Here is a 19033-nt window from a genome sequence, read left to right on the forward strand (position 1 = left end):
TCAGCCGAGCGGCCTTGCGCCCTCCTCCTGCAGCCAATCTGCGAGAGCACGAGCGCCCCTGGGCAGCTCGCTCTCGCCGGTCCAGATCAGGCCGTCGTGATTTCCATCGGCGTCAAAGCCGACAGGTGCCAGCACGCGTTGCCGATCCAAGTCGTCGGTCGCCAGGACGAGCGGGCTCAGCGCCCCCCAGCCCGGCTGAAGCCGCCTCGACGATCAGGAAATGATGGTCGTAGAACCGGATCTCGCTGGGCGGATGGCATGAGGGATGGGCAGCGAGCCAGTGCGACCAGGCGTCCGGCCGCTCTTCCCGAACAGCTTGAAGCCAAGGTCCTCCGACAGCCTGGTGATGCGCCGGCTGACGGCGCCATCGGTCAGCGCGAGGCTACCGGCGCCAGGCGCACCGAGCCGAGGCGGGCCGCCGTCTCGAATGCGCGCAGGTCGCCCAGGGATGGCAGTTGCGACCGCTTCATGGGTGATCTGGCATTACCGGTATGGCGCCAAAACTATCGCTTTTCTTGTCGCGTGGACGGGGCATGATCGGGACATGCGAAATGATGGGAAAGCGACGGTCGGGGTTCTCGCCGACGACCTGACCAGTGCAGCGGACGGGGCTGGCCCCTTCGTCATGCGGGGCCGCGGCGCCTGGGTCGGCCGGGGCCGGTTGCCCCGGCAAACGAGCGACGTCATCGCCGTGGACAGTGGCTCGCGCTCGGCTCCGGAGGCTGAGGTCGCGGAGCGGGTCGCGCGCCTCACCGCGCAGCTCGCCTCGCGTGACATCCTCTACAAGACGGTCGACTCGACGCTGCGCGGACATGTCAGGTCCGAGCTGGACGCGGCGTTCCGGGCCAGCGGGCGCAAGAGGCTCGTCTTCGCCCCGGCCTTTCCCGCGGCCGGACGCACGACCGTCGGCGGCGTTCAATGCGTGGACGGTATCCCCGTGTCGGAGACCGCCTATGGCCGCGATCCGGTGCATCCGGCACGCCATTCGGTGCTCGCCGACCTGGTCCCGCCCTCCATCGGGAACGTGGTGCTGCTCGACGCCACGACGCAAGACGAGCTCGACGCGCAGGTCGCGGCCTTGCCCGAACCGGAGGCCACGCTGTGGGTGGGTTCCCCCGGAATGGCGGCGGCGCTGGCGCGGCGGCTGGCGCCGGCAGCGACCGAGGCTCCGGCTGCAGCGGTCGGTTGCGGGCCTGGCAATATTCTCATCGTCATCGGCAGCGCGAACCCGCGCAGTCACCGTCAGGCCGATCAGATCGAGAGGGCGAGCGGGGTCACCCTGCTGCGCAGCCCGGCCAAGCGCGAGGACGATCCAGCGCCGCTTCTCCTCCGGATCGCAAGAGATGCGGCAGACAGGCTTCACGCCGGAGCCTTCGACGCGTTGATTGCCACGGGCGGGGACACGATAGCGGCGATCCTCGACCTCCTGGACGTCCAGGAATTCGAGATCCTCCACGAGCTCGAGCCGGGTTTTCCGCTTGGCCGCGCCTGGCTCGATGACGGGCGCCCCCTCCTTCTCGCCATGAAGGCCGGGGGGTTTGGCGGGGATGACACCTTGCGTCGCGCGGTCACGCGGCTGCGCCACGGGGCGCCTCTCTCTGGCCGGGGCATCGCCGATCCCGCCAGCCTGGAGACCGCGTTCGCCGATGCAGGGCCGCTCGATTCCGCGCAAGCCCGGTCGAACAGAACGAAAAAGGTGTCCTGATGGGACTTCGCTTCATCTTCATGCTGACGCGCAACGACCGCACCGTCGAAGACGCGTCGGAGCAGCTGCAAACCGCCCTGCATCTCGGGGTCCGGCATATCGGCTTCAAGGATATCGGCCTGCCGCTCGACCAGTTGAAGGCGCTGAACGGGGCCATCCGGGAGGGCGGCGCGACATCCTATCTCGAGGTCGTTTCGCTCGACCGCGACAGCGAAATCGCATCGGCAAAGGCTGCGGTCGAGATCGGCATCGACGTCCTGCTCGGCGGGACGAGGGTCGATGACGTGCTCCCGATCATCGCCGGCACGACGATCCAGTACTGTCCGTTCCCGGGGCGGATCTCCGGCCTTCCAAGCGTCCTGGAAGGCAGCATCGACGAGGTTGTCGCCAGCGCGCGCGCGCTGGCGACCCGCGACGGCGTGCATGGGCTCGATCTGCTGGCCTATCGCTCGCGAGAGAACGTGCCAGCCCTGATCCAGGCCGTCTGCGCCGCGGTCTCCAAGCCCGTCTATGTCGCCGGCTCGATCGACACGCCGGAGCGGATCACCGCCCTCAAGCAGGCCGGAGCCGCCGGATTCACGATCGGCACGGCCGCGCTCGACGGGAAATACCCGGCCGAGGGCAAGGACGTGCCCCACCAGCTCGCCAGGATCATTCGCGACGTCGCGACGCTCAACCGGCATATTTCACCGTTCCATAAGGAGAACCTGAGATTTGCGTTCGGCCGGTTTTCCGACGGCTGGCCGCCCCATATCGCCGCGCGCGTCAACAACATGCAGATCAAGCTCGCCAGGTTCGAAGGCGAAGCGCCCTGGCATTTCCAGAAGCACGAGGACGAGGTCTTCTTCGTCCACAAGGGCCGGCTGCTGATGCGGTTCCGTGACCGCGACGAGCTCGTCGAAGAGGGCGAGTTCATCGTCGTGCCCCATGGCGTCGAACGCTGCCCGGCAGCCCCGGAGGGCGCCTGCGAGGTGGTGCTGCTCGAGCTGGGCCCGGCGCCAGCCGCCGGCAGCGCGGAGGACGGCCTGGCCAATGCCGGGTTCTTCCACACCTGACGCGCGCCGTCAGCCGATCCCTGGACGGGCGCGCGCAAGCACCCGCAGCCGATACCGTCTCCGACCCGGAGCTCTCTGTGATGGGTCAGCGCACTGGCAGCAGGTATTTCAGGCCCTGCGTGAAGCCACGCGGCGCGACCGTGACGTGATCCTCGTCGTTCAGGACCGCTGACTTCAGTTTCAGGCTCGGATACTTTCGGCCCTGCAACGCCGTCTCCAGAGCCCGGTTGTCGGCGACCATGTCTACCGTCTGGTTGTAGCGTCGATCGCCTTTATGCAGGGCCTCATAGGCACCGACATAAAGATAGACATTCGCCGTCAGGTCCTGGTTCTGCGTGGCGTAGCTCGCTTCGAGCTTCAAGGCATGCCGCTTGTCGTACCAGAGAGACGGGCTGCCGAGGATATAGCCGTTGAATAGGCCGGGCTCGGTGAAAAGGATCTGTGTCCCAAGCAGGGCGCCGTAGGAGTGGCCGAGAAAGAGTGCTCTGGCAGGGTCGGCCCGGTAGCGAGCGGTGATGAATGGCTTTACCTGATCGCGCAGATATCTCTGATAGGCGCGCGCCTGACCATGGATCGCATTGGCTGGTGCGGTGCTTGGACCGTTCGATGTCGGAGTATAGTCACGCTGGCGGCTGACCATGCCGTCCTCGCCCTTCCCGTAGGACAGGCCGACAAGGATGAATTCCTCAATCTTGGGCCCTTCGACGTTCAGGCGGCGCCCTATCTGCCGGATGATCGGGAAGGCGTAGTCTGCGTCGGTAACATAGAGCACGGGGTAGCGCCGCTGCGGCTGCTTCGCATAGGACGGCGGCAAAGCGACGAAGACCTGGTAGTCGCGGCCCGAGACCGGATCGGGCACGTCCCATACCTCGCTACCAACGATCTCGTATGGGCGCCCCTCGCCAGGCTGGGCCTTTGGAGCCGGTTGGGCCTGGGCGTGCAGCGGACCGCTGGAGATGCCGATGCCGGCGATGAGGGCAATCAGCAGGGCATTTTGAAAACGTCGTTGCACGTGAAGTCTCCGCCGGCGACCACCGGTCTCAGCTCATGGGGTTATGAGGTTGGCCGACTGTTAGTGGCGCGCTCGCGCAACAATGAGGCTCACATTCCTGCGATTGGATTCGCATTTAAGAAAATATGAATCGAGGTCCCGCCGCGGAAGTGTTTCAGCGACGCCAGGATCAGATGAGCAGAATCCGCAACGGTTCGACCTTGCCTCAGATCGGCAGCAGGGCGTCGGGCTTCACATTCGACATCGATGCATAGGTATGGGTCAGCGACATCTCGGCCATTCTCGCCTCACGAGATAATCGAAGCGCCCTGGTATTTCCGGAAGCACGAGGACGAGGTCTTCTTCGTCCACAAGGGCCGGCTGTTGATGCGGTTCCGGGACCGCGACGAGCTCGTCGAGGAGGGCGAGTTCATCGTCGTGCTGCATGGCTGCCAGCCGCGCCGGAGGGCGCCTGCGAGGTGGTGCTGCTCGAGCTCGGCGCTACGCCAGCCGCCGGCAGCGCGGAGGACGGCCTGGCCCATGCCGGGCTCTTCCACACCTGATGCGCGAGCCCGGCGCTATCGCCTCCCTGCCCTACGCAGCGCCCCGCCACATGCGCTAGGCTTCCGCCTCATGGACCTGCCCGATCTCCCGCCTGACTACGTGTTTCCGCGATTGCCCCGGACCCGGGAGGCCAGCGACTTCGCCTTCGAGGCCAAGCGGGCCGCGATGGGACCTCATATCCGTCGCCGCTGGCCCTGGGATGAGGCATTCCAGCGGGACCTGCACCAGCGTCATTTCGAGGAAAAGGCATTCTTCCTGATCAGGCGCGCCGGTCAGTCGATCGGGACGCTGTCCCTGATGGCGATGCCGGACCATGTCCGGTTCGGAGAGTTCTATCTCCTCCCGGATTTTCACGGACAGGGGTCGGGCACGGCCATTCTGCGCCATTGCCTTGCGCTCGCCGACGAACTTGCCCTGCCCGTGCGGCTGGAACACCTGCACTGGAATCCGGTTCGCTCGCTCTATCTCCGGCATGGCTTTGCGGAGACAAGGCGTTCGGAGACCCATTGCTTCCTGGAGCGTCCGGTTGCGTTGAGCCCCGCCTGATTCCGGGTTCGGCCGCGCCAGCGGTGGATGCTTTTACCGTCCATCCGGCTCGCAGAAGGTCGCCGGGGCCTGGCCCATGAGCAGATGTTCCCAAGGTCCCATGAGGGCGGTGGAGAACGGATATTGGAACCGGCCCGAGGACTGCTAAACTCGCCCCATGAGCTCTCCGCATGATGACACCATGATCCCTCAACCGCTCGACGCCGTCATCTTCGACATGGATGGCCTGCTACTGGATACCGAGGTCCTATACCGGACGGCCATCTTTGCGGCCTGTGCAAGCCAGGGTCAGGAGATGGTCGACCATGTTCATCTGAGCCTCATCGGCACACCGAAGGACCTCGGTGATGCAAAGCTGATGGCTCACTTCGGCGAGGCCTTTGATCTCGATCTCTATCATGTGACCTGCGCGAGCCATTTCGACGGATTGTGCCGATCAGCCGTGCCTCTGCGCCCCGGCGCGCTGGAACTGCTGACCTACCTGAAGAACGAGGGCGTACCCAGGGGCATCGCCACTTCGACGGCGCGCGCGAAGGCTGAAACGCAACTTCGCACTGCGGGTATCTTCGATCTCGTGGACGTCCTGGTAACACGCAGCGACGTCGACAAAGGCAAGCCCCATCCAGAGACCTTCCTCAGGGCGGCCAAAACGTTGCAGGCCCATCCTTTGAACTGCCTGGCGCTGGAAGACTCGCATAACGGCGTACGTGCTGCGGCGGCAGCGGGAATGGCAACCATCATGATCCCTGACCTGCTGGCACCAACGGCCGAGGTCATGACGCTTTGCGTCGGCGTGCTCCCCAGCCTCATCGACGTCCGACTTCGGCTGGAGACCGTCCGCGCCGCGTCCTCTCGCTGAAGACGTCGTAGCGGCTGGCTATGGCCGCTTCTGCCCCGTCGATCCCTGTCGACAAGCTGGCATTCTATCAGGCGCCAGCCTGCGATAGTCCGGACCTCGCAGATCAAGAATCAGGCCGAACATCGTCGCAGAAATCCGATCCGAAATCGTCGCTCAACCCTGTGCCTTGCGCCGCCGCCTCAGATCGGCAACAGGGCGTCGGGTTTCACGTCCGACACCGATGCGTAGGTATGGGTTTCCCTGACTCCGGGCAAAGGCAGAATCGCCCGCTCGAGAAAGTCCTGGAACAGGGACATCTCGGCAATTCTCGCTTTCACCAAATAGTCGAAGCCGCCGATGACCATGTGGCATTCCAGAACTTCGGATGCCTGCGCGATCGCCTGGGCGAACCGCTCGAAGATATGCGGGGCCGTGTGGTCGAGGCGGACCTGGATGAAGACTACGGTGCCCCGGCCGATCTTCTGCGGATCGAGGATCGCCCTGACCGCCCTGACATAGCCCTCGCGGAACAGGCGCTTGACGCGCTGGCTGGTGCCGGTCGGGGACAGGCCGACCCGGTTCGCCAGTTCGAGCGTGGTGCGGCGGCCGTCCTCTTGAAGCAGCCTCAGCAGCGTGCGGTCGATCGTGTCGAGATCGGCGATTTCATGTTTCACGCTGGATTGCCCCAGATCAAGTGAATCTCACGTCAAGTCTGCGGAATGAGCATATTCAGCCACGCAGAACCCGACAATAGGCTGTGATTGTTGCAACACGGCCCAGTCGCGCGCCCACCCGTGGCCGGACCGGCCCCATGGAGGCCAGCATGCGCGATGCGATGTGCGGAGAGGACGCCGGCAGCAAGCGGCTGGCGATCCTGGCGGGTGCGGCCTTCGTCGCGATCACCACCCTCCAGTTCGTCGCCGCCCGCTTCAGCCTGCGCGAGCATCTGACGGCGGCCGATATCGTGGGTTTGCGCTTTGCCGGCGCAGCCATCGTCTTCCTGCCCGTGCTCTGGAAGAGAGGTACCGGAAAGCTGAAGGCACTCGGCTGGCGGAAGGCCGGGCTGCTGGCGCTGCTGGCGGGGCTGCCCTATCCGCTCATCATCAATCAGGGGCTGACCCTGGCGCCGGCCGCCCATGCCGCCGCGCTCTCTCCCGCCTCCATCGTCTTCTTCTCGTTCCTGTTCTCGCGCATCGCGTTCAAGGAAACGGTTTCCCGCGCGCGCCTGATCGGCATCGGCGCGATCATCGCCGGGCTCGTGCTGTTCGTCTTCGGCGCGGGTATCGGCGCAAGCGACACCTGGCGCGGCGACCTGCTCTTTGCCGGCTCAGGGATCATGTTCTCGGCCTATGCGGTGCTGGCGCGGCTCTGGTCGGTCGACGCGGTGACGGCGACGATCGCCGTCGTGCTCCTCTCCTGCCTGCCGCTGCCCCTGCTGCACGCCCTGGCGCCGAGCGGATTTCGGGCCGCCTCGCCGGCCGAGATCGCCACGCAATTCGTGATCCAGGGCTTCCTGGCCGGGGCGGCTGCGATCGTCCTCTATACCTATGTGGTTCGCCGGCTCGGCCCGCAACCGGCTTCGCTATTCATGCCCTGCATCCCGGTGACGACAGTTCTGATCGGCATGGTGGTGCTCGGCGAAATCCCGACGCAGCCGCAGCTCGCCGCAATCGCCGTCATCACCTTTGGAATGGTCTTCCCGATCGTGCGGGAAGCCCAGGGTTTGCGACGATATCGCTGATGCTGACCGGTCCGGGAGATGTCTGCCACGCCCAGCGGCCGGGGCCGTCCTGCCGAGATCGGCTTGGGATCTGCCTGACGATATACGGGCCCGACCCGGGCCCGTTCCAGAGCTTGCGATCCTATGCCGGGACTTCGCCATTCCCGGATTTCACTGAGACCCGGCGGCAGGCGCTGCGCGTGAAGCGCTCGATCTCGGCCAGAGCCGCATCCAGGCTGGGGAAGGGACCATGCTTCATGGCCTTCATCGTCTCCTGCGCCTGGCCCGCGGTGACAAGCCGGAACTCGCCCGCGGGATTTTCGGTGATTTCGCCCATCGGCCGGCCGAGCAGGTCGCTCAGCAGCCAGACGGCGTCATCGGGGCTCTGGGTCACGGTGATGTCCACGAAGCACTCACTCTGATCGGGATGCCGATCGCCCCTTCAAGCGGAGGCCGACCGGCGCTTCTTCGGCTTCGGCGGCTCGGCTGCGAGGAGTTCGCGGTCCAGCGCCTCCTTGGCCAACCGCTCCGCCTTCAGCCTCGCGGTCTTTGCCTCGCGCGCCTGGATGGCGCTCTCCTCTTCGGAGATGATCCGGTTGCGCACCGATGACTGGGTCTGCGTCCTCAAGAACGCATTATCGGCATTGGCCAGCAGCTTTGAACGATCGGACATCGGTTTCCCCTTTAGATCTTCGTGGCGGCGCCGCCATTCCCGACGATCTCGTGATGCCCGATCACGCGCTCGCGGCCATCGGGCCCCCGCACCCGATATTGCTCCTCGGCATTGTCGCGAGCGGGCATGACGCGCAGAACCTCGAACGGACCTGGCCGCGGCTGATTGATCATGTCGTTGGTGAGGCTGAGGAGATCCCCTGCCTTGTAGGCTATCGTGGTCATGTCTTCATTGTCCTTGGGGCGGGGGCGTCAAAAGCTCTCCGCCGTCAGCCGGTGATAGCCGCCGCGATGCCGGGAATAGGCGGAGCGGGCGGCCTGGTAAATCGTGTCGCGGTTCTGGTCGAAGACGGCGAGAACCGCCGCCTCGACATCGCCCGCACTCGGGCTGAGCTTGTGCAAGGCCGCGAAATCGACCTGGAAGGTGATTTCCAGCGATGCGTCGGAGCCCCAGAAGCTGACACAGGAGCGCCCTGCATCGAAGCGACGGACGGGATTGGGAAAATTGAGGGCCATCGTCAGCGTCCTCCCGGTCGCGTCGGCGCAAAGCGGCCCGCGGCGCCATCCGCAGGGGAACTGGAATGCCCGGATACCGTGCGGCTTCGGAGGTCAGGACTACTGTGGCCGTTCAGCCGCCCGCGACGCGCATGGGCGCCGCGACGGGTCTCGCTTTGCAGGGACAAGCCAGCCATTTTCTCACATGCGGCCACGCCGGAACAGATCAACCGCAAAGCGGCTCGTTCTCGGCGACCGTGTTTTGCACATGGGGAACCGCAGCACGTTTTGTAAGGTTGGCGCAAGAATAAACCGGGCCCGCAGCCGCGCCGCCCCCTGCCCTCACCGAGCGGACAGCCTGAATCGGGACGGGATTGAAGGCTGCCCACCGCTTGCCCCGCCTTTCGCGTCGCCGCGGCCTATGCCCGCGTGCCTGCTCCGTCACTCGGCGAGCGCGGCCCGCACAAGCGCGGCCAACCGTTCGTAATCGGCCTCCTCGTTATAGGCCTGGGCCGAAAGACGCAGCCACAGCCCATTGGCGAGAGCGGAGACCGGCGCGTCGCAGCCCCTGGCCTCGAAGCGCCGTCGGATCGCCAACGCCCCCTCCGCACTCGCCTCGCCGTGCACGGGAAGGCGCACGAGCCGCATCGCCCGCGCGAGCTCGGGCCCGGCGCCGGTTTGCGTGCCGAGCGCCGCTGCGAGGATATCAGCGCCACGGCCCGCGAGATCGGCATTGCGCGCCCGCAGGGCGGCGCCACCGAGATCGCGGTGAAAGGCGAGCGCTGCCGTCACGGCCAGAAAGGCACTGGGGTCGCGCGTGCCCGTCCAGTCGAACTCCGCAAGATAGCCGCCACCGAAACCATGCGAGATCGTCAGCGGATGGATCGCTGCCTGGTGATCCGGCCGGGTCCAGAGGAAGGCGCAGCCCTTCGGGGCCATCAGCCATTTGTGGCAATTGCCGACATACCAGTCGGCATCGAGTGCCTGGAGATCGAGCGCGATCTGGCCGGGCGCATGGGCTCCATCGACAAGGACCGGCACGCCTGCCGCGTGACAGACCGCGATCAGCTCCACCATCGGCAGCAGGAGCGCGCTGGACGAGGTGATATGGTCGAGCACCGCGATGCGCGTGCGTGGCGTGATGGCGGCCGCGACGGCCGCGACGATCTGCGTGGCATCGGGCTGCGGAAACGCAATCGGCGCCTCCACGATGCGGGCTCCGGTCCGCTCGGCGAGGTAGTGAACCGTGTTGCGCACCGCGCCATAGGCGTGGCTCAGGATCAGGATCTCGTCATCCGGCGCGAAGTCGAGCGAGCGCAGGACGGCGTTGCAGCCACTGGTGGCATTGTCGACGAAGACGAGGTCCTCGCCCTTCGCGCCGAGAAAATCCGCCAGCGCGTCCGCCGCATGCCGCAGGGCCGCAGGCAAGACCGAGCGCATGAAGAGCGAAGGCTGGCTCTCCATTTCCCGGCGCCACGCGTCCTGGGCGGCGAGAACGGTTTTGGGCGTGGCGCCATAGGCACCGTGATTGACCGTCAGCTTGCTCCAGTCGAGCAACCATTCCCCGCGGATCGAGGCGCCGAGCTCGACAGGTTTGGGCGGGACGGAGGTGGCGGTCGCGTTCATTGCTTGCTCACCGCTTCAGGCCAGAGGCCGCGATACCCTCGATGATATGGCGCTGGAACATCAGGAAGGCTGCGAAGACCGGGACGAGGCTGAGCACCGACATGGCAAAGAGCGGCCCCCAGGCCGAGCGGCTCGTCGCATCGACAAAACCGCGCAGCGCCAGCGGCACCGTGTAATTGGCAACATCGGTGAGATAGAGCAGCGGCCCGAAGAAATCGTCCCAGGTCCAGATGAAGGAGAAGATCGCGGCCGCCGCCAGGACCGGCTTCGACAAGGGCAGCATGATGCTCCAGTAGATCCGCCAGGGTCCGCAGCCGTCGATGACGGCCGCCTCGTCGAGCTCCCGGGGGATGCCGCGGAAGAACTGAACCATCAGGAAGATGAAGAAGGCGTCGACCGCCATGAATTTCGGGACGACCAGCGGCCAGAACGTGTTCAGCCAGCCGAGTTTCTGGAACAGGACATATTGCGGGATCAGGGTGACGTGATAGGGCAGCATCAGCGTGCCCAGCATCGCCGCGAACCAGAATTTCCGCAGCGGAAACTCGAGCCGCGCGAAGGCGAAGGCGGCGAGCGAACAGGCCGCCAGGTTGCCGACGACGGCCAGCCCCGAGACGATCAGCGAATTCAGGAAGAACCGGCCGAAATTGATGCCGAGACCGTACCAGCCCTCGACATAGCTCGCCAGGGTAACCGCCTTCGGCCAGAGCGAGAGATCGCTGAAGATCTCGTCTTCCGGCTTGAAGGAACTGCTCAGCATCCAGAGCAAAGGATAGAGCATCGCCAGCGAGGCGAGCGCGAGCGCGATATGCTTGGGAAGCGCCCGCCACGAGCGGTCGATCGCCTCCGGCGCGAGGCGGCCGTCAGCGCTGATCGTCTTCATAATAGACCCAGAAGCGTTGCGAGAAGAAGGTGAGCGCCGTGAAGGCCGCAATCGTCAGCAACAGGACCCAGGCCAGGGCCGAGGCATAGCCCATGCGGAAATAGGCAAAACCCTGCTGATAGAGATAGAGGGTGTAGAACAGGGTCGAGTCGACCGGTCCGCCGGTGCCGCCGCTGATGATGAAGGCCGGCGTGAACGCCTTGAACGCCTCGATCGTCTGCAGGACAAGGTTGAAGAAGATCACGGGGGCGAGCAGCGGCAGGGTGATGCGGGTGAGCTGTTGCCGCCGCGTCGCGCCATCGATGCTGGCTGCCTCGTAGAGATCGCGCGGAATCTGGCGCAAGCCCGCGAGGAAGATGATCATCGGCGAGCCGAACTGCCAGACGCTGAGCAGGACCAGCGTGTAGAGCGAGGTTGCCGGATTCGAGATCCAGCTCGGCCCGTTGATCCCGAAGGCGAACCAGAGGAATTCGTTGACGAGGCCTTCATAGCCGAAGACCTGCTTCCACAGGATCGCGACCGCGACGCTGCCCCCGAGCAGCGAAGGCAGGTAGAAGATCGCCCGATAGATGCTGAGGCCCCTGATGCCACGATCGAGGACCATCGCAACGGCCAGCGCGAAGGCAAGCTTCAGCGGCACCGACAGCACGACATAGGTCAATGTCACGCTGACCGACGCCCAGAATTTCGGGTCGGAGGAGAACATCCGCTGATAATTCGCCGCGCCCACCCATTGCGGCGCGCGCAGCAGGTCGAAGTCGGTGAAGGACAGATAGAGCGAGACGAGGGTCGGGCCGAGCGTGAACAGCACGAAGCCCGCGAGCCACGGCGCGAGGAAGAGATAGCCGGGCAAGGCATTCCTGACGCCGTCCCAGCGACGCCGGGCGACAGGGCCCGGCGTGGAGGCGGCGAGACTGGCACTGTGAGCCATGGATGATCAGGCTTTCGAGAGGATGCGCTCGGCCTCGGAGACCAGTTGCTCTGCCGCCTGTTGCGGCGTGAGCTGCTTGAACCCGACCTTCTCGGCCGCCTGACGGATCAGGGCGGTGACTTCGGCCGCGCCCTTCGGTGGCGCCGGCGGGAGCGGCGCCGGTCCGCGCTTGCTCAGCTGCGAGAGATGCTCGACCTGCATCTGCCCGCCCTCGTCGAGCTCCGGCGCCAGCAGGGCGCGGATCTTCTCCGACGGCGAGACGCCGCGCTCGACGCCGAGCAGCTTGGCCCCTTCGGGCTTCAGCACCATGAAGTCGATCAGGGCTGCAGCGGTCTTGGGATCGGCCGCAGTCGCCGAGACGCAGAGCATCATCGAGGGCTTGAGATACTCGCCCGGCTTCTGGCCCTTGGGATGGAAGGCCATCCCGACCTTGCTCTTGCTGACGGCCTGGTAGCCGACGATCTGGTTGCTGTTGGTGAAGGTGATCGCGGCCCGGCCCGTCGTCAGCAGGTCGCTGTCGATGGTGATCTTGTCGGTCGCAGCGAGATCGGCGGGAACGATGGCGCCCCTGCCCCGCATCTCGGCACAGAGCGCGAGCCAGGACTCGGCGTCGTCGCGGGTGAAACCGAGACGACCGTCCTTGTCGTAAAGCGTGCGGCCGCGCGTCAGCACCCAGTATTCGAGCTCGGGCTCCATCACGCTGGGATCGGCCGAGCCGAAATAGCCGCGGCGGTTCGCCTTCTTGGTGATGTTCTCGCCCAGCGTCGCGAATTCGGCCCAGCTCATCTCCGGGTTTGGCGCGGCGAGGCCGAGCTTCTCCAGCATCGTCTTATCATAGAGCAGGACGTCGCTGTTCATGCCCATGGGGATGCCATAGAGCTTGCCGTCGATCTTGCCGGCCTCGAGCACCGAGGGGACATAGTCGCTGGGGTCGATGACCGAAGGGACGAGATCGTCCAGCGCCCGCAGCGCGCCGCGACGCGCATATTCAGGCAGGTAGCGGTAGTCCATCTGAATGATATCGGGCGCGTTGCCGCCGGCGACCTGGGTTGCCAGCTTGGTCCAATAGGCATCCCAGCCGACAGTCTCGGGAGCGATCTCGAGCCCGGAACGTCCCAGCTTGAAAGCATCGATCGCGGCCTGCGTCCGGCGCGCCCGGTCCGTTCCGCCCCACCAGGCGATGCGCAGGCGGCCCGGCTCCGCGGCAGCCGCCGGCGAGGACAGCGCGCCGGCGCCAGTCAGCTTCAGAATGGCCGGCGACGCAATCAGCGCCCCGAAACGCAACACATCACGCCGTGATGCCTTCATGCCCATTTCGCTCTCCCTTGGTACCCTGCTTCGGCCTTGATTCTCGCTCGTCCACGAGAGGGCCGCACAGTTGTTGTCGCGATTTGTTGCACGGTTCCAGCATCGGTGCAACGATGCACCAACACCAAAAAGGGGAGAAACCAAGGGGTGGCGACGATTCTCGATGTGGCGCGGATAGCCGGAGTCTCCGCTTCAAGCGTCTCGAATTTCCTGAACGATCGCCATGCGAAGATGACCCCCGCCACGCTGGAGCGCATCCGCAGCGCAGTCGCGGAACTCGGGTACAAGCCGAGTTCGGCTGCACGCCAGCTGAAGACCGGGCATTCGGCGGTGATCGGGCTTCTGGTGCCCTCGGTCGCAAACCCGTTCTTTGGCGAAATCGCCACCGCCATCCAGCATGCCGCGCAGGCCAGGGGGCATCAGGTCATCCTCTGCAACACCTACCGGGACCCGCACCGGGAAACCGAGTTTGCCGAGGAACTGGCGGCGTTCGGCGTTCGCGGCATCATCACCGGATCGTCCCTGCTGAACCCGCAGCATCTCTCAGGCCTTGCCGCCAAGGGACTTGCCATCGTCGCCTTCGAGGGCAATGCCGCCTTGTCGGCAGCCCAGGGCATCACCGTCGTATCGACCGACAATGCGTTAGCAACGACGCTTGCTGTGGATCATCTCGTTGGTCTGGGACATCGGCATATCGCCTATGTCACGGGACCGCTTCAGACGGCGGTGCGCGCAGCGCGTCTGAACGGCTTCAGGACGGCAGCGCAGCGACATGGCCTGGACGGCTATGTCCATGAGATTTCGCTGCCGCCCAACGAGTATGGCGACGACATGATCGCGGAACTCGGGATCGATGCCGGCCTCGCCATCGCAAAGCTGCAGACCCGCCCGACCGGCGTGATTGCGATGAACGACCTGCTGGCGATCGGCCTCGCGGCGGGCTTGCGCGAACAGGGCCTGGCGATTCCCGACGACATCTCGCTGGTCGGGATCGACGACCTGTTCCTGGCCCGCCTGATGAACCCGCCGATGACCAGCGTCAGACAGCCGCTCTCGGCGATGGCGCATGCCGCGATCGACTGCCTGCTCGATGCGATGGGACAATCGCAGCCCGTCCAAAGCCGAATCTTCCCCCCGGAGCTGATCGTCAGGCAGTCGACCGCGCCAGCCATGCCGCACAAGCCGAACGGGCGAGGCTAGCGGAATCTCCTGCAAAGCGGGCCCTGATCCCATGTGTCGAGCCGTGCGAGCCGGTCTCGCCGTGCTCAGACAAGCGAGCGACCTTTGCAGATGCGGCCACGCTGCCACAGATCAAGCGCGAGGCGGCGCGCAGAGGGGCTTCCTGTCCGACCCTGGCGCGCGGTCGCGCAGGATCCATTGGATTGAATCCGACGCTTCCCCCCCGAGACCGTCCTCACAGCTCGGGAAAGAGCGGCGCGGCGATGTTCGTTTGCAGACGTTCGGAAGGTCACGGGAGAGTGGATTGCTGACGTGCCTCCAGGCCGACCGAAAGGGCTGGGTCGCGCCAGGAGTTGACATTGAGTCGTCGCCCGAAAGCGGACCGACGCGGCGTAGCTGCCCTAGGATCGAAATCGCCCCTAAGCAGAGGAGATCCCGACCAAGCCGGGCATTCGTTCGCCCGCTCGCCGAAGCCGCGCTGGAGGCATCGGGCAATTTCTTGGTATCGACGCGCCTAGAGACTTTCCTTGAAGGATAGATAGCTTCAATAACCGCAAAACTGCCACCATATGGTCACTAAAACACCAGCTCAACCTCAGTCTCTGACCGCATTCGTGTTGTGGAATTCTTCGACTATCCACTGCTCATGGAAAGAAATCCGATGCGAAAATTCATAACAGCTGTGGTCGGCGCTACGTTCATTCTGGCAGGCAGCGCAAATGCGCAGAGTCCATCACAATCCACGCCTCCGGCTGCATCACCGCAACGGGAACGTGCTACTATCAAAACGGTAAGCGTCGTCGATATCGATGAGCTCCCGGCTGCGGCCCAAGCGCAGGTGAACCAGGCACTGACAAACCGTTCGGCCGACGAGATCCAGAAATTGCGAGCGGCCATAGAGAATGCGCCGGAGTTAAAATCGGCGCTCGCAGCGAAGGGCTTCACGTCACGGGACGTGGTCGTTGCCCAGCTCGATGAAGATGGCGAGCTGACCATCGTTGCAAAACGGGCGGGCTGACCGCCGTTTGGCGCGCATCCTGCCTACGCGGCGTCGCGAGCCGCATGCCATGCGACGAAAGGGCCTATCCGCATGGTGACAATCTGAAGCGCCCGCGCTCTTTCTAGCCAGGCATTCATGATTGCCACATGCGGGGCCGCAATACGGCACCGGACTCGCGAAATCACCCCAGAAACTCCGAAGAATGGTCATGCTGCGCCGTTTGCATGGGTCTGCGTCGCTCGTTCCGACCTGGCGCGGCGGTCCAATTGTCCCAGGCGAGTGGCGTTCAAGATTGCCCGATACCGTCGCGCACTCAGACTAGGAGAAGCCGATGAATGGCGTGAAACTGTCCTCGATTGTGCTTGCGATGTCTGCCGCACTTGCAGGGCCCGCTCTGGCGCAGGGCCTCTCGGTCGATACCCAGACTCGCGGCAAGGCACAGGGCACAATCGGCGGTCCCGCGACCTCAGCCCGCGGAAATGCCGATGTCGATGCTGAGGTCGTGGCCCCACGCACCAAGGCAGGCGTCAGCGGGCATGGCAGCGCTGGAGCCAAGGCTGGGAAGAAGGCCAATGGTGCTGTCGGCGCATCTGGAAACACGAAAGTCGACAAACTCGACTAGTCCGTTTCTCATCGAGCCCAAATCGGGTTGGGCAGGATAGGCCTGCCAACCGAACAAAGAGTGAGGCGCGCGGTCGATGGCCCGGCCTCACTCGGCGATTTGGCCAGTCACTCCATCATTTTGACTGCAGCCTTCATGCCGTGATGGGGCGCGAATGATGGCTCTATGCAATTCCAGAGCTCCTGAGTGGCGTCACCACCTCCAAGACCATCCTTCTGAGAAAATCTGATCCAACAACACCTCGCCGCCGCTCCGAAAGGTGGGCGGGTTCGCTTGTGCGTTTCAGTTTTCGAACAATAATCGAAATACACAACCACAAATCGGTCACTTCCTACCGTACAATCGTAGGTAGGAGAATCGCATGTACAAGCTATGGCGTGATGTTTTTCTGTTTGGTGGGGCGGCCCTGGCGCTAGTCAACGCGATGGTGCTCGCTCTCGATTTCGCAGGCTCGCCCGAGGATGGCAGGGAGGCTTACGAATTGGCAAATTCCGCCTCAGGGGAGCCGCTCTTTGCTATGGCCTTCGGTCTGATCGCAATCGCCGTCAGTTGCCTCTGGCGGTAGCAATCACTTCACAACCCATCGCCTGGCCCGCCGCTCCGAAAAGGGGTGGCGAGCCTCTTTGCTTTGCGTTGATGGTCAGGCAGCGTCTTTCGGCTTCGGCAATGCGCGCCGATACGCACCGAGAGCGCGTCAGCCTGCTCACGAGTGGCTTGCCCGGCGTAGCCCGGCCTTCACGCTGTCTCAGCCTTTCATCTTGATGAGCCGCAGGCGCTCGATCTGAACTCTCAGCGCCGCAACCGCAGCCTCGCCACGAATGCCCTTGATGCCTTGGCTCTCGCGGTCAAGGGCACCGGGGACGCCGTCGAGGATCTCGACGCGCTTCGCCTCCGGGAGGGAGAGCAGATACTCAACTTCGCATTCGTGCCGCCACTCCCCCGAATCGGAGAGAACCTCTCGACCAAAGAGATAGGACCACACGATGCGAGGAACGGGCCTGGCCGCCGCAAATCTCTGGCGGGTCACAGGCCGCCTGGACATGTCGATTTCGAATGTGGCGCTCATTGTGGCACCCAACGCTGTCTATTCGACTTAACCCTGGAACCGGATCGCGTGTTCCGCACCGATGAAACTATTTGCTCGCGCCCGGAACCCGCAGGGACCGCTGCGCGTTTCATTTCTTAGCCCAAGAGGGGTGAACTGGCCCGCTGTGTGAGGACGCTGCGGGTCCTTTTTTGTTCCTATGCTCTCGTCGACGGAACAGCCGAGGGCAAAGTCCGTTTTCTCTGCGTGCTGGCCGCCACTCTCCACAGCCCGCACGGCCTCGGGCCCCGCCGCTGCCATACGGCGGGGCTTTCTTTGTTGCATTATGACCACGGTCGCAGCGGACCGCTCGGTGCGTACCGTTCCGCCCTTGTGTTCTTTTTAGATGTTTTAAACTGTGTGCATCGCATGGGAGAAAGCGATGCCGTTCCGTTCGATCGTCGCCACGCCAGAGGAACTCGCCGGGATCGTCGCGGCGTTCGAGGAAGCGTGGAGCAAAATCGACGCCCGGAATTCTATCGATCCCGTGAGCGTTCCTGCCCAACGCGAGCGTCTTGGGTACATCATCGCTGGTTTGTGGGCGGCGGGCCAAACGACCGATTTGACTGAAGTCGCTGTTCGACGGTTCGAAGAAACTGCTGTGGCTTCTAAAGCTCTAGGACACAGGGCGGAACGCCAAAAAATCTCTGACAAATAATTAGGTGCACCGCGGAACCATGGGTTTCGCTATGGGTTCGCTACGCGTGTTGGCGCCTGCCGCGGCGCCGGCGCGGCCTAAGCGCCCCGCCTAACTCCGCCCAGAGCGGCGGGGCTGCTCTTCGCGTGGCGGAATGCCTAGGAGAACCCCTGGGAGAATGAGCCATGCCGCTGCACTCGTTCAACCCGCCCGTCGTCGTTCAAGCCGACCGGCCCGGAGTGGGCTATTCTATCACCGACGTCGAACGAGCAGCAGAGATCTTGCTCGCCTGGATAGCTCTCGGTGCCGGCCCGAAGTGGTAAGACGCTGTGCGCGCCTGCAAGGGCGCCATCAGCGGTGCCGGGACCGTGGAAGACGCGCGGGCAGCGTTCGAGGAGGCGGCGCGGGAATGTGACCGCCCTATTGGGTAGCTGGGTAGTGCGCTACGCCCAGTTGGGGGGTGGCGCTGAGCCATTCCTCTAGGAATGCAACGAGCGCAACCGGCTCAGCTTCCTCTGGCGTATCCTCGAGGCAGGCCTCAGCTGTTCGACGCGCGCGACGGCTCGAAAAATGTCCAAGGGATTGTTGAGCCAGGTTGGACCACGGGCAGCATCTCCTGTCATCCTGTGCGCACCGGCTCCCGAGCCTCATAGACGGCGATTGCGGCCTTGAGCTTTTCCAGCTCGAGGGCCTCCACCGACTTAGGCTTCGCGTCCTCGATTTCACCGATGCGCTGAAGCGCATACCGGTAATCCTCATGGCATTTGACGCAGGCAGTGAGCGTATCCGGTTTGAGTTCGGCCACCGCGGTCATTGGATTTCTCCTTCCGTGGCTGATGCCGGAAACTTATCCCGAGGATTGCCGGATTCAAGAGGTTCACTCTCCCAAAATCGCCCGCCACCCTTTCGGAGCCGCGGGCCATTTCGTGTTTAGAGCGGACGTACTGGCTTCGCCGCCGGCTCGTATTCCCGCGCGGCGAGTCTCAGGATTTTTCGTTCAATGGATCGCACTGAGCCAGGCTTGGCCCCTTTGAGCTCTCTGATACGCTGCCAAGTTCTCCGATAGTCGGCAGAGGTCTTAATTGTGAAAATGGGCGCCTTAGGCCCAGCGCTGGAATTGGGCATTATGCGGCCTTCCCTATTGGTAGAGTTCAGGCACCGGAGCGCAACGGTGTCT

24 protein-coding genes are annotated in these 19033 nt (G+C 64.3%); 11 read left to right on the forward strand and 13 right to left on the reverse strand.

What is annotated here, in order from left to right:
* Entirely contained in the window at positions 1-135 is a 135-nt protein-coding gene (locus tag AB4099_RS26950) for a hypothetical protein (RefSeq protein ID WP_441480308.1), read from the reverse strand.
* A 409-nt stretch (positions 136-544) separates the two neighbouring features.
* Between AB4099_RS26950 and AB4099_RS26955 the strand changes: the two genes are divergently transcribed.
* Positions 545-1705 (forward strand): four-carbon acid sugar kinase family protein, encoded by a 1161-nt coding sequence (locus tag AB4099_RS26955; RefSeq protein ID WP_441480309.1) that lies wholly within the window; start codon positions 545-547, stop codon positions 1703-1705.
* Positions 1705-2760 carry a cupin domain-containing protein gene (locus AB4099_RS26960; RefSeq protein WP_441480310.1) on the forward strand — a complete coding sequence of 352 codons (1056 nt, stop codon included), beginning with the start codon at positions 1705-1707 and terminating at the stop codon, positions 2758-2760. The genes AB4099_RS26955 and AB4099_RS26960 overlap by 1 nt, the downstream gene beginning before the upstream one ends.
* Positions 2761-2845: 85 nt before the next feature.
* On the opposite strand, the gene AB4099_RS26965 is transcribed toward AB4099_RS26960, so the two are convergent.
* A complete protein-coding gene (locus AB4099_RS26965) occupies positions 2846-3772 on the reverse strand; it encodes an alpha/beta hydrolase (RefSeq protein ID WP_441480311.1) in 927 nt (308 codons plus the stop codon).
* A 612-nt stretch (positions 3773-4384) separates the two neighbouring features.
* Between AB4099_RS26965 and AB4099_RS26970 the strand changes: the two genes are divergently transcribed.
* Together AB4099_RS26970 and AB4099_RS26975 are read left to right on the forward strand one after the other, a co-directional pair.
* The gene (locus AB4099_RS26970) at positions 4385-4861 is read left to right on the forward strand and encodes a GNAT family N-acetyltransferase (RefSeq protein WP_441480312.1); all 477 of its coding nucleotides are present in this window, start codon (positions 4385-4387) and stop codon (positions 4859-4861) included.
* A gap of 181 nt (positions 4862-5042) precedes the next feature.
* Complete coding sequence (locus tag AB4099_RS26975; protein ID WP_441480313.1) at positions 5043-5720, forward strand: HAD family hydrolase; 678 nt, start codon at positions 5043-5045, stop codon at positions 5718-5720.
* Between the two features lie 179 nt (positions 5721-5899).
* Here AB4099_RS26975 and AB4099_RS26980 read toward each other — a convergent pair whose 3' ends face one another.
* Positions 5900-6361: an Lrp/AsnC ligand binding domain-containing protein gene (locus AB4099_RS26980; RefSeq protein WP_441480346.1), complete on the reverse strand. Its 462-nt coding sequence runs from the start codon at positions 6359-6361 to the stop codon at positions 5900-5902.
* A gap of 161 nt (positions 6362-6522) precedes the next feature.
* Here AB4099_RS26980 and AB4099_RS26985 point away from each other — a divergent pair, with 161 nt between their 5' ends.
* Positions 6523-7440: a DMT family transporter gene (locus AB4099_RS26985; RefSeq protein WP_441480314.1), complete on the forward strand. Its 918-nt coding sequence runs from the start codon at positions 6523-6525 to the stop codon at positions 7438-7440.
* Between the two features lie 121 nt (positions 7441-7561).
* Here AB4099_RS26985 and AB4099_RS26990 read toward each other — a convergent pair whose 3' ends face one another.
* The 8 genes from AB4099_RS26990 to AB4099_RS27025 form a co-directional block, all read right to left on the reverse strand.
* Positions 7562-7825 carry a hypothetical protein gene (locus AB4099_RS26990; RefSeq protein WP_113514496.1) on the reverse strand — a complete coding sequence of 88 codons (264 nt, stop codon included), beginning with the start codon at positions 7823-7825 and terminating at the stop codon, positions 7562-7564.
* A 36-nt stretch (positions 7826-7861) separates the two neighbouring features.
* Positions 7862-8092, reverse strand: a complete 231-nt coding sequence (locus AB4099_RS26995; RefSeq protein ID WP_113514498.1) for a hypothetical protein — start codon at positions 8090-8092, stop codon at positions 7862-7864.
* A gap of 11 nt (positions 8093-8103) precedes the next feature.
* A complete protein-coding gene (locus AB4099_RS27000; protein ID WP_113514500.1) occupies positions 8104-8316 on the reverse strand; it encodes a hypothetical protein in 213 nt (70 codons plus the stop codon).
* Between the two features lie 27 nt (positions 8317-8343).
* Complete coding sequence (locus tag AB4099_RS27005; RefSeq protein WP_113514502.1) at positions 8344-8607, reverse strand: DUF1488 family protein; 264 nt, start codon at positions 8605-8607, stop codon at positions 8344-8346.
* A gap of 420 nt (positions 8608-9027) precedes the next feature.
* Positions 9028-10212: an aminotransferase class V-fold PLP-dependent enzyme gene (locus AB4099_RS27010; protein WP_441480315.1), complete on the reverse strand. Its 1185-nt coding sequence runs from the start codon at positions 10210-10212 to the stop codon at positions 9028-9030.
* Between the two features lie 7 nt (positions 10213-10219).
* On the reverse strand, positions 10220-10993 hold the full coding sequence (locus AB4099_RS27015; RefSeq protein ID WP_441480347.1) for a carbohydrate ABC transporter permease: 774 nt from the start codon (positions 10991-10993) through the stop codon (positions 10220-10222).
* Between the two features lie 82 nt (positions 10994-11075).
* Complete coding sequence (locus tag AB4099_RS27020; RefSeq protein ID WP_441480316.1) at positions 11076-12026, reverse strand: carbohydrate ABC transporter permease; 951 nt, start codon at positions 12024-12026, stop codon at positions 11076-11078.
* 6 nt (positions 12027-12032) lie between these two features.
* On the reverse strand, positions 12033-13334 hold the full coding sequence (locus AB4099_RS27025; RefSeq protein ID WP_441480317.1) for an ABC transporter substrate-binding protein: 1302 nt from the start codon (positions 13332-13334) through the stop codon (positions 12033-12035).
* A 147-nt stretch (positions 13335-13481) separates the two neighbouring features.
* Here AB4099_RS27025 and AB4099_RS27030 point away from each other — a divergent pair, with 147 nt between their 5' ends.
* The 4 genes from AB4099_RS27030 (at position 13482) to AB4099_RS27045 (ending at position 16700) form a co-directional block, all read left to right on the forward strand.
* A complete protein-coding gene (locus tag AB4099_RS27030; RefSeq protein ID WP_162768115.1) occupies positions 13482-14534 on the forward strand; it encodes a LacI family DNA-binding transcriptional regulator in 1053 nt (350 codons plus the stop codon).
* Between the two features lie 598 nt (positions 14535-15132).
* Positions 15133-15531, forward strand: coding sequence for a hypothetical protein (locus AB4099_RS27035; RefSeq protein ID WP_441480318.1), 399 nt, complete (start codon positions 15133-15135; stop codon positions 15529-15531).
* Positions 15532-15844: 313 nt separating this feature from the next.
* On the forward strand, positions 15845-16135 hold the full coding sequence (locus AB4099_RS27040; RefSeq protein ID WP_441480319.1) for a hypothetical protein: 291 nt from the start codon (positions 15845-15847) through the stop codon (positions 16133-16135).
* A 361-nt stretch (positions 16136-16496) separates the two neighbouring features.
* Entirely contained in the window at positions 16497-16700 is a 204-nt protein-coding gene (locus AB4099_RS27045) for a hypothetical protein (protein WP_441480320.1), read from the forward strand.
* 180 nt (positions 16701-16880) lie between these two features.
* Here AB4099_RS27045 and AB4099_RS27050 read toward each other — a convergent pair whose 3' ends face one another.
* Positions 16881-17177, reverse strand: coding sequence for a DUF7696 family protein (locus AB4099_RS27050; protein ID WP_441480321.1), 297 nt, complete (start codon positions 17175-17177; stop codon positions 16881-16883).
* Between the two features lie 424 nt (positions 17178-17601).
* Here AB4099_RS27050 and AB4099_RS27055 point away from each other — a divergent pair, with 424 nt between their 5' ends.
* Together AB4099_RS27055 and AB4099_RS27060 are read left to right on the forward strand one after the other, a co-directional pair.
* Positions 17602-17877, forward strand: coding sequence for a hypothetical protein (locus AB4099_RS27055; RefSeq protein WP_441480322.1), 276 nt, complete (start codon positions 17602-17604; stop codon positions 17875-17877).
* A gap of 308 nt (positions 17878-18185) precedes the next feature.
* Positions 18186-18287, forward strand: a complete 102-nt coding sequence (locus AB4099_RS27060; RefSeq protein ID WP_441480323.1) for a hypothetical protein — start codon at positions 18186-18188, stop codon at positions 18285-18287.
* Between the two features lie 188 nt (positions 18288-18475).
* On the opposite strand, the gene AB4099_RS27065 is transcribed toward AB4099_RS27060, so the two are convergent.
* Positions 18476-18670, reverse strand: a complete 195-nt coding sequence (locus AB4099_RS27065) for a hypothetical protein (protein ID WP_441480324.1) — start codon at positions 18668-18670, stop codon at positions 18476-18478.
* Positions 18671-19033 lie beyond the last annotated feature (363 nt).

The sequence above is a fragment of the Allobosea sp. 2KB_26 genome (assembly GCF_052115715.1).
Lineage (GTDB): Bacteria > Pseudomonadota > Alphaproteobacteria > Rhizobiales > Beijerinckiaceae > Allobosea.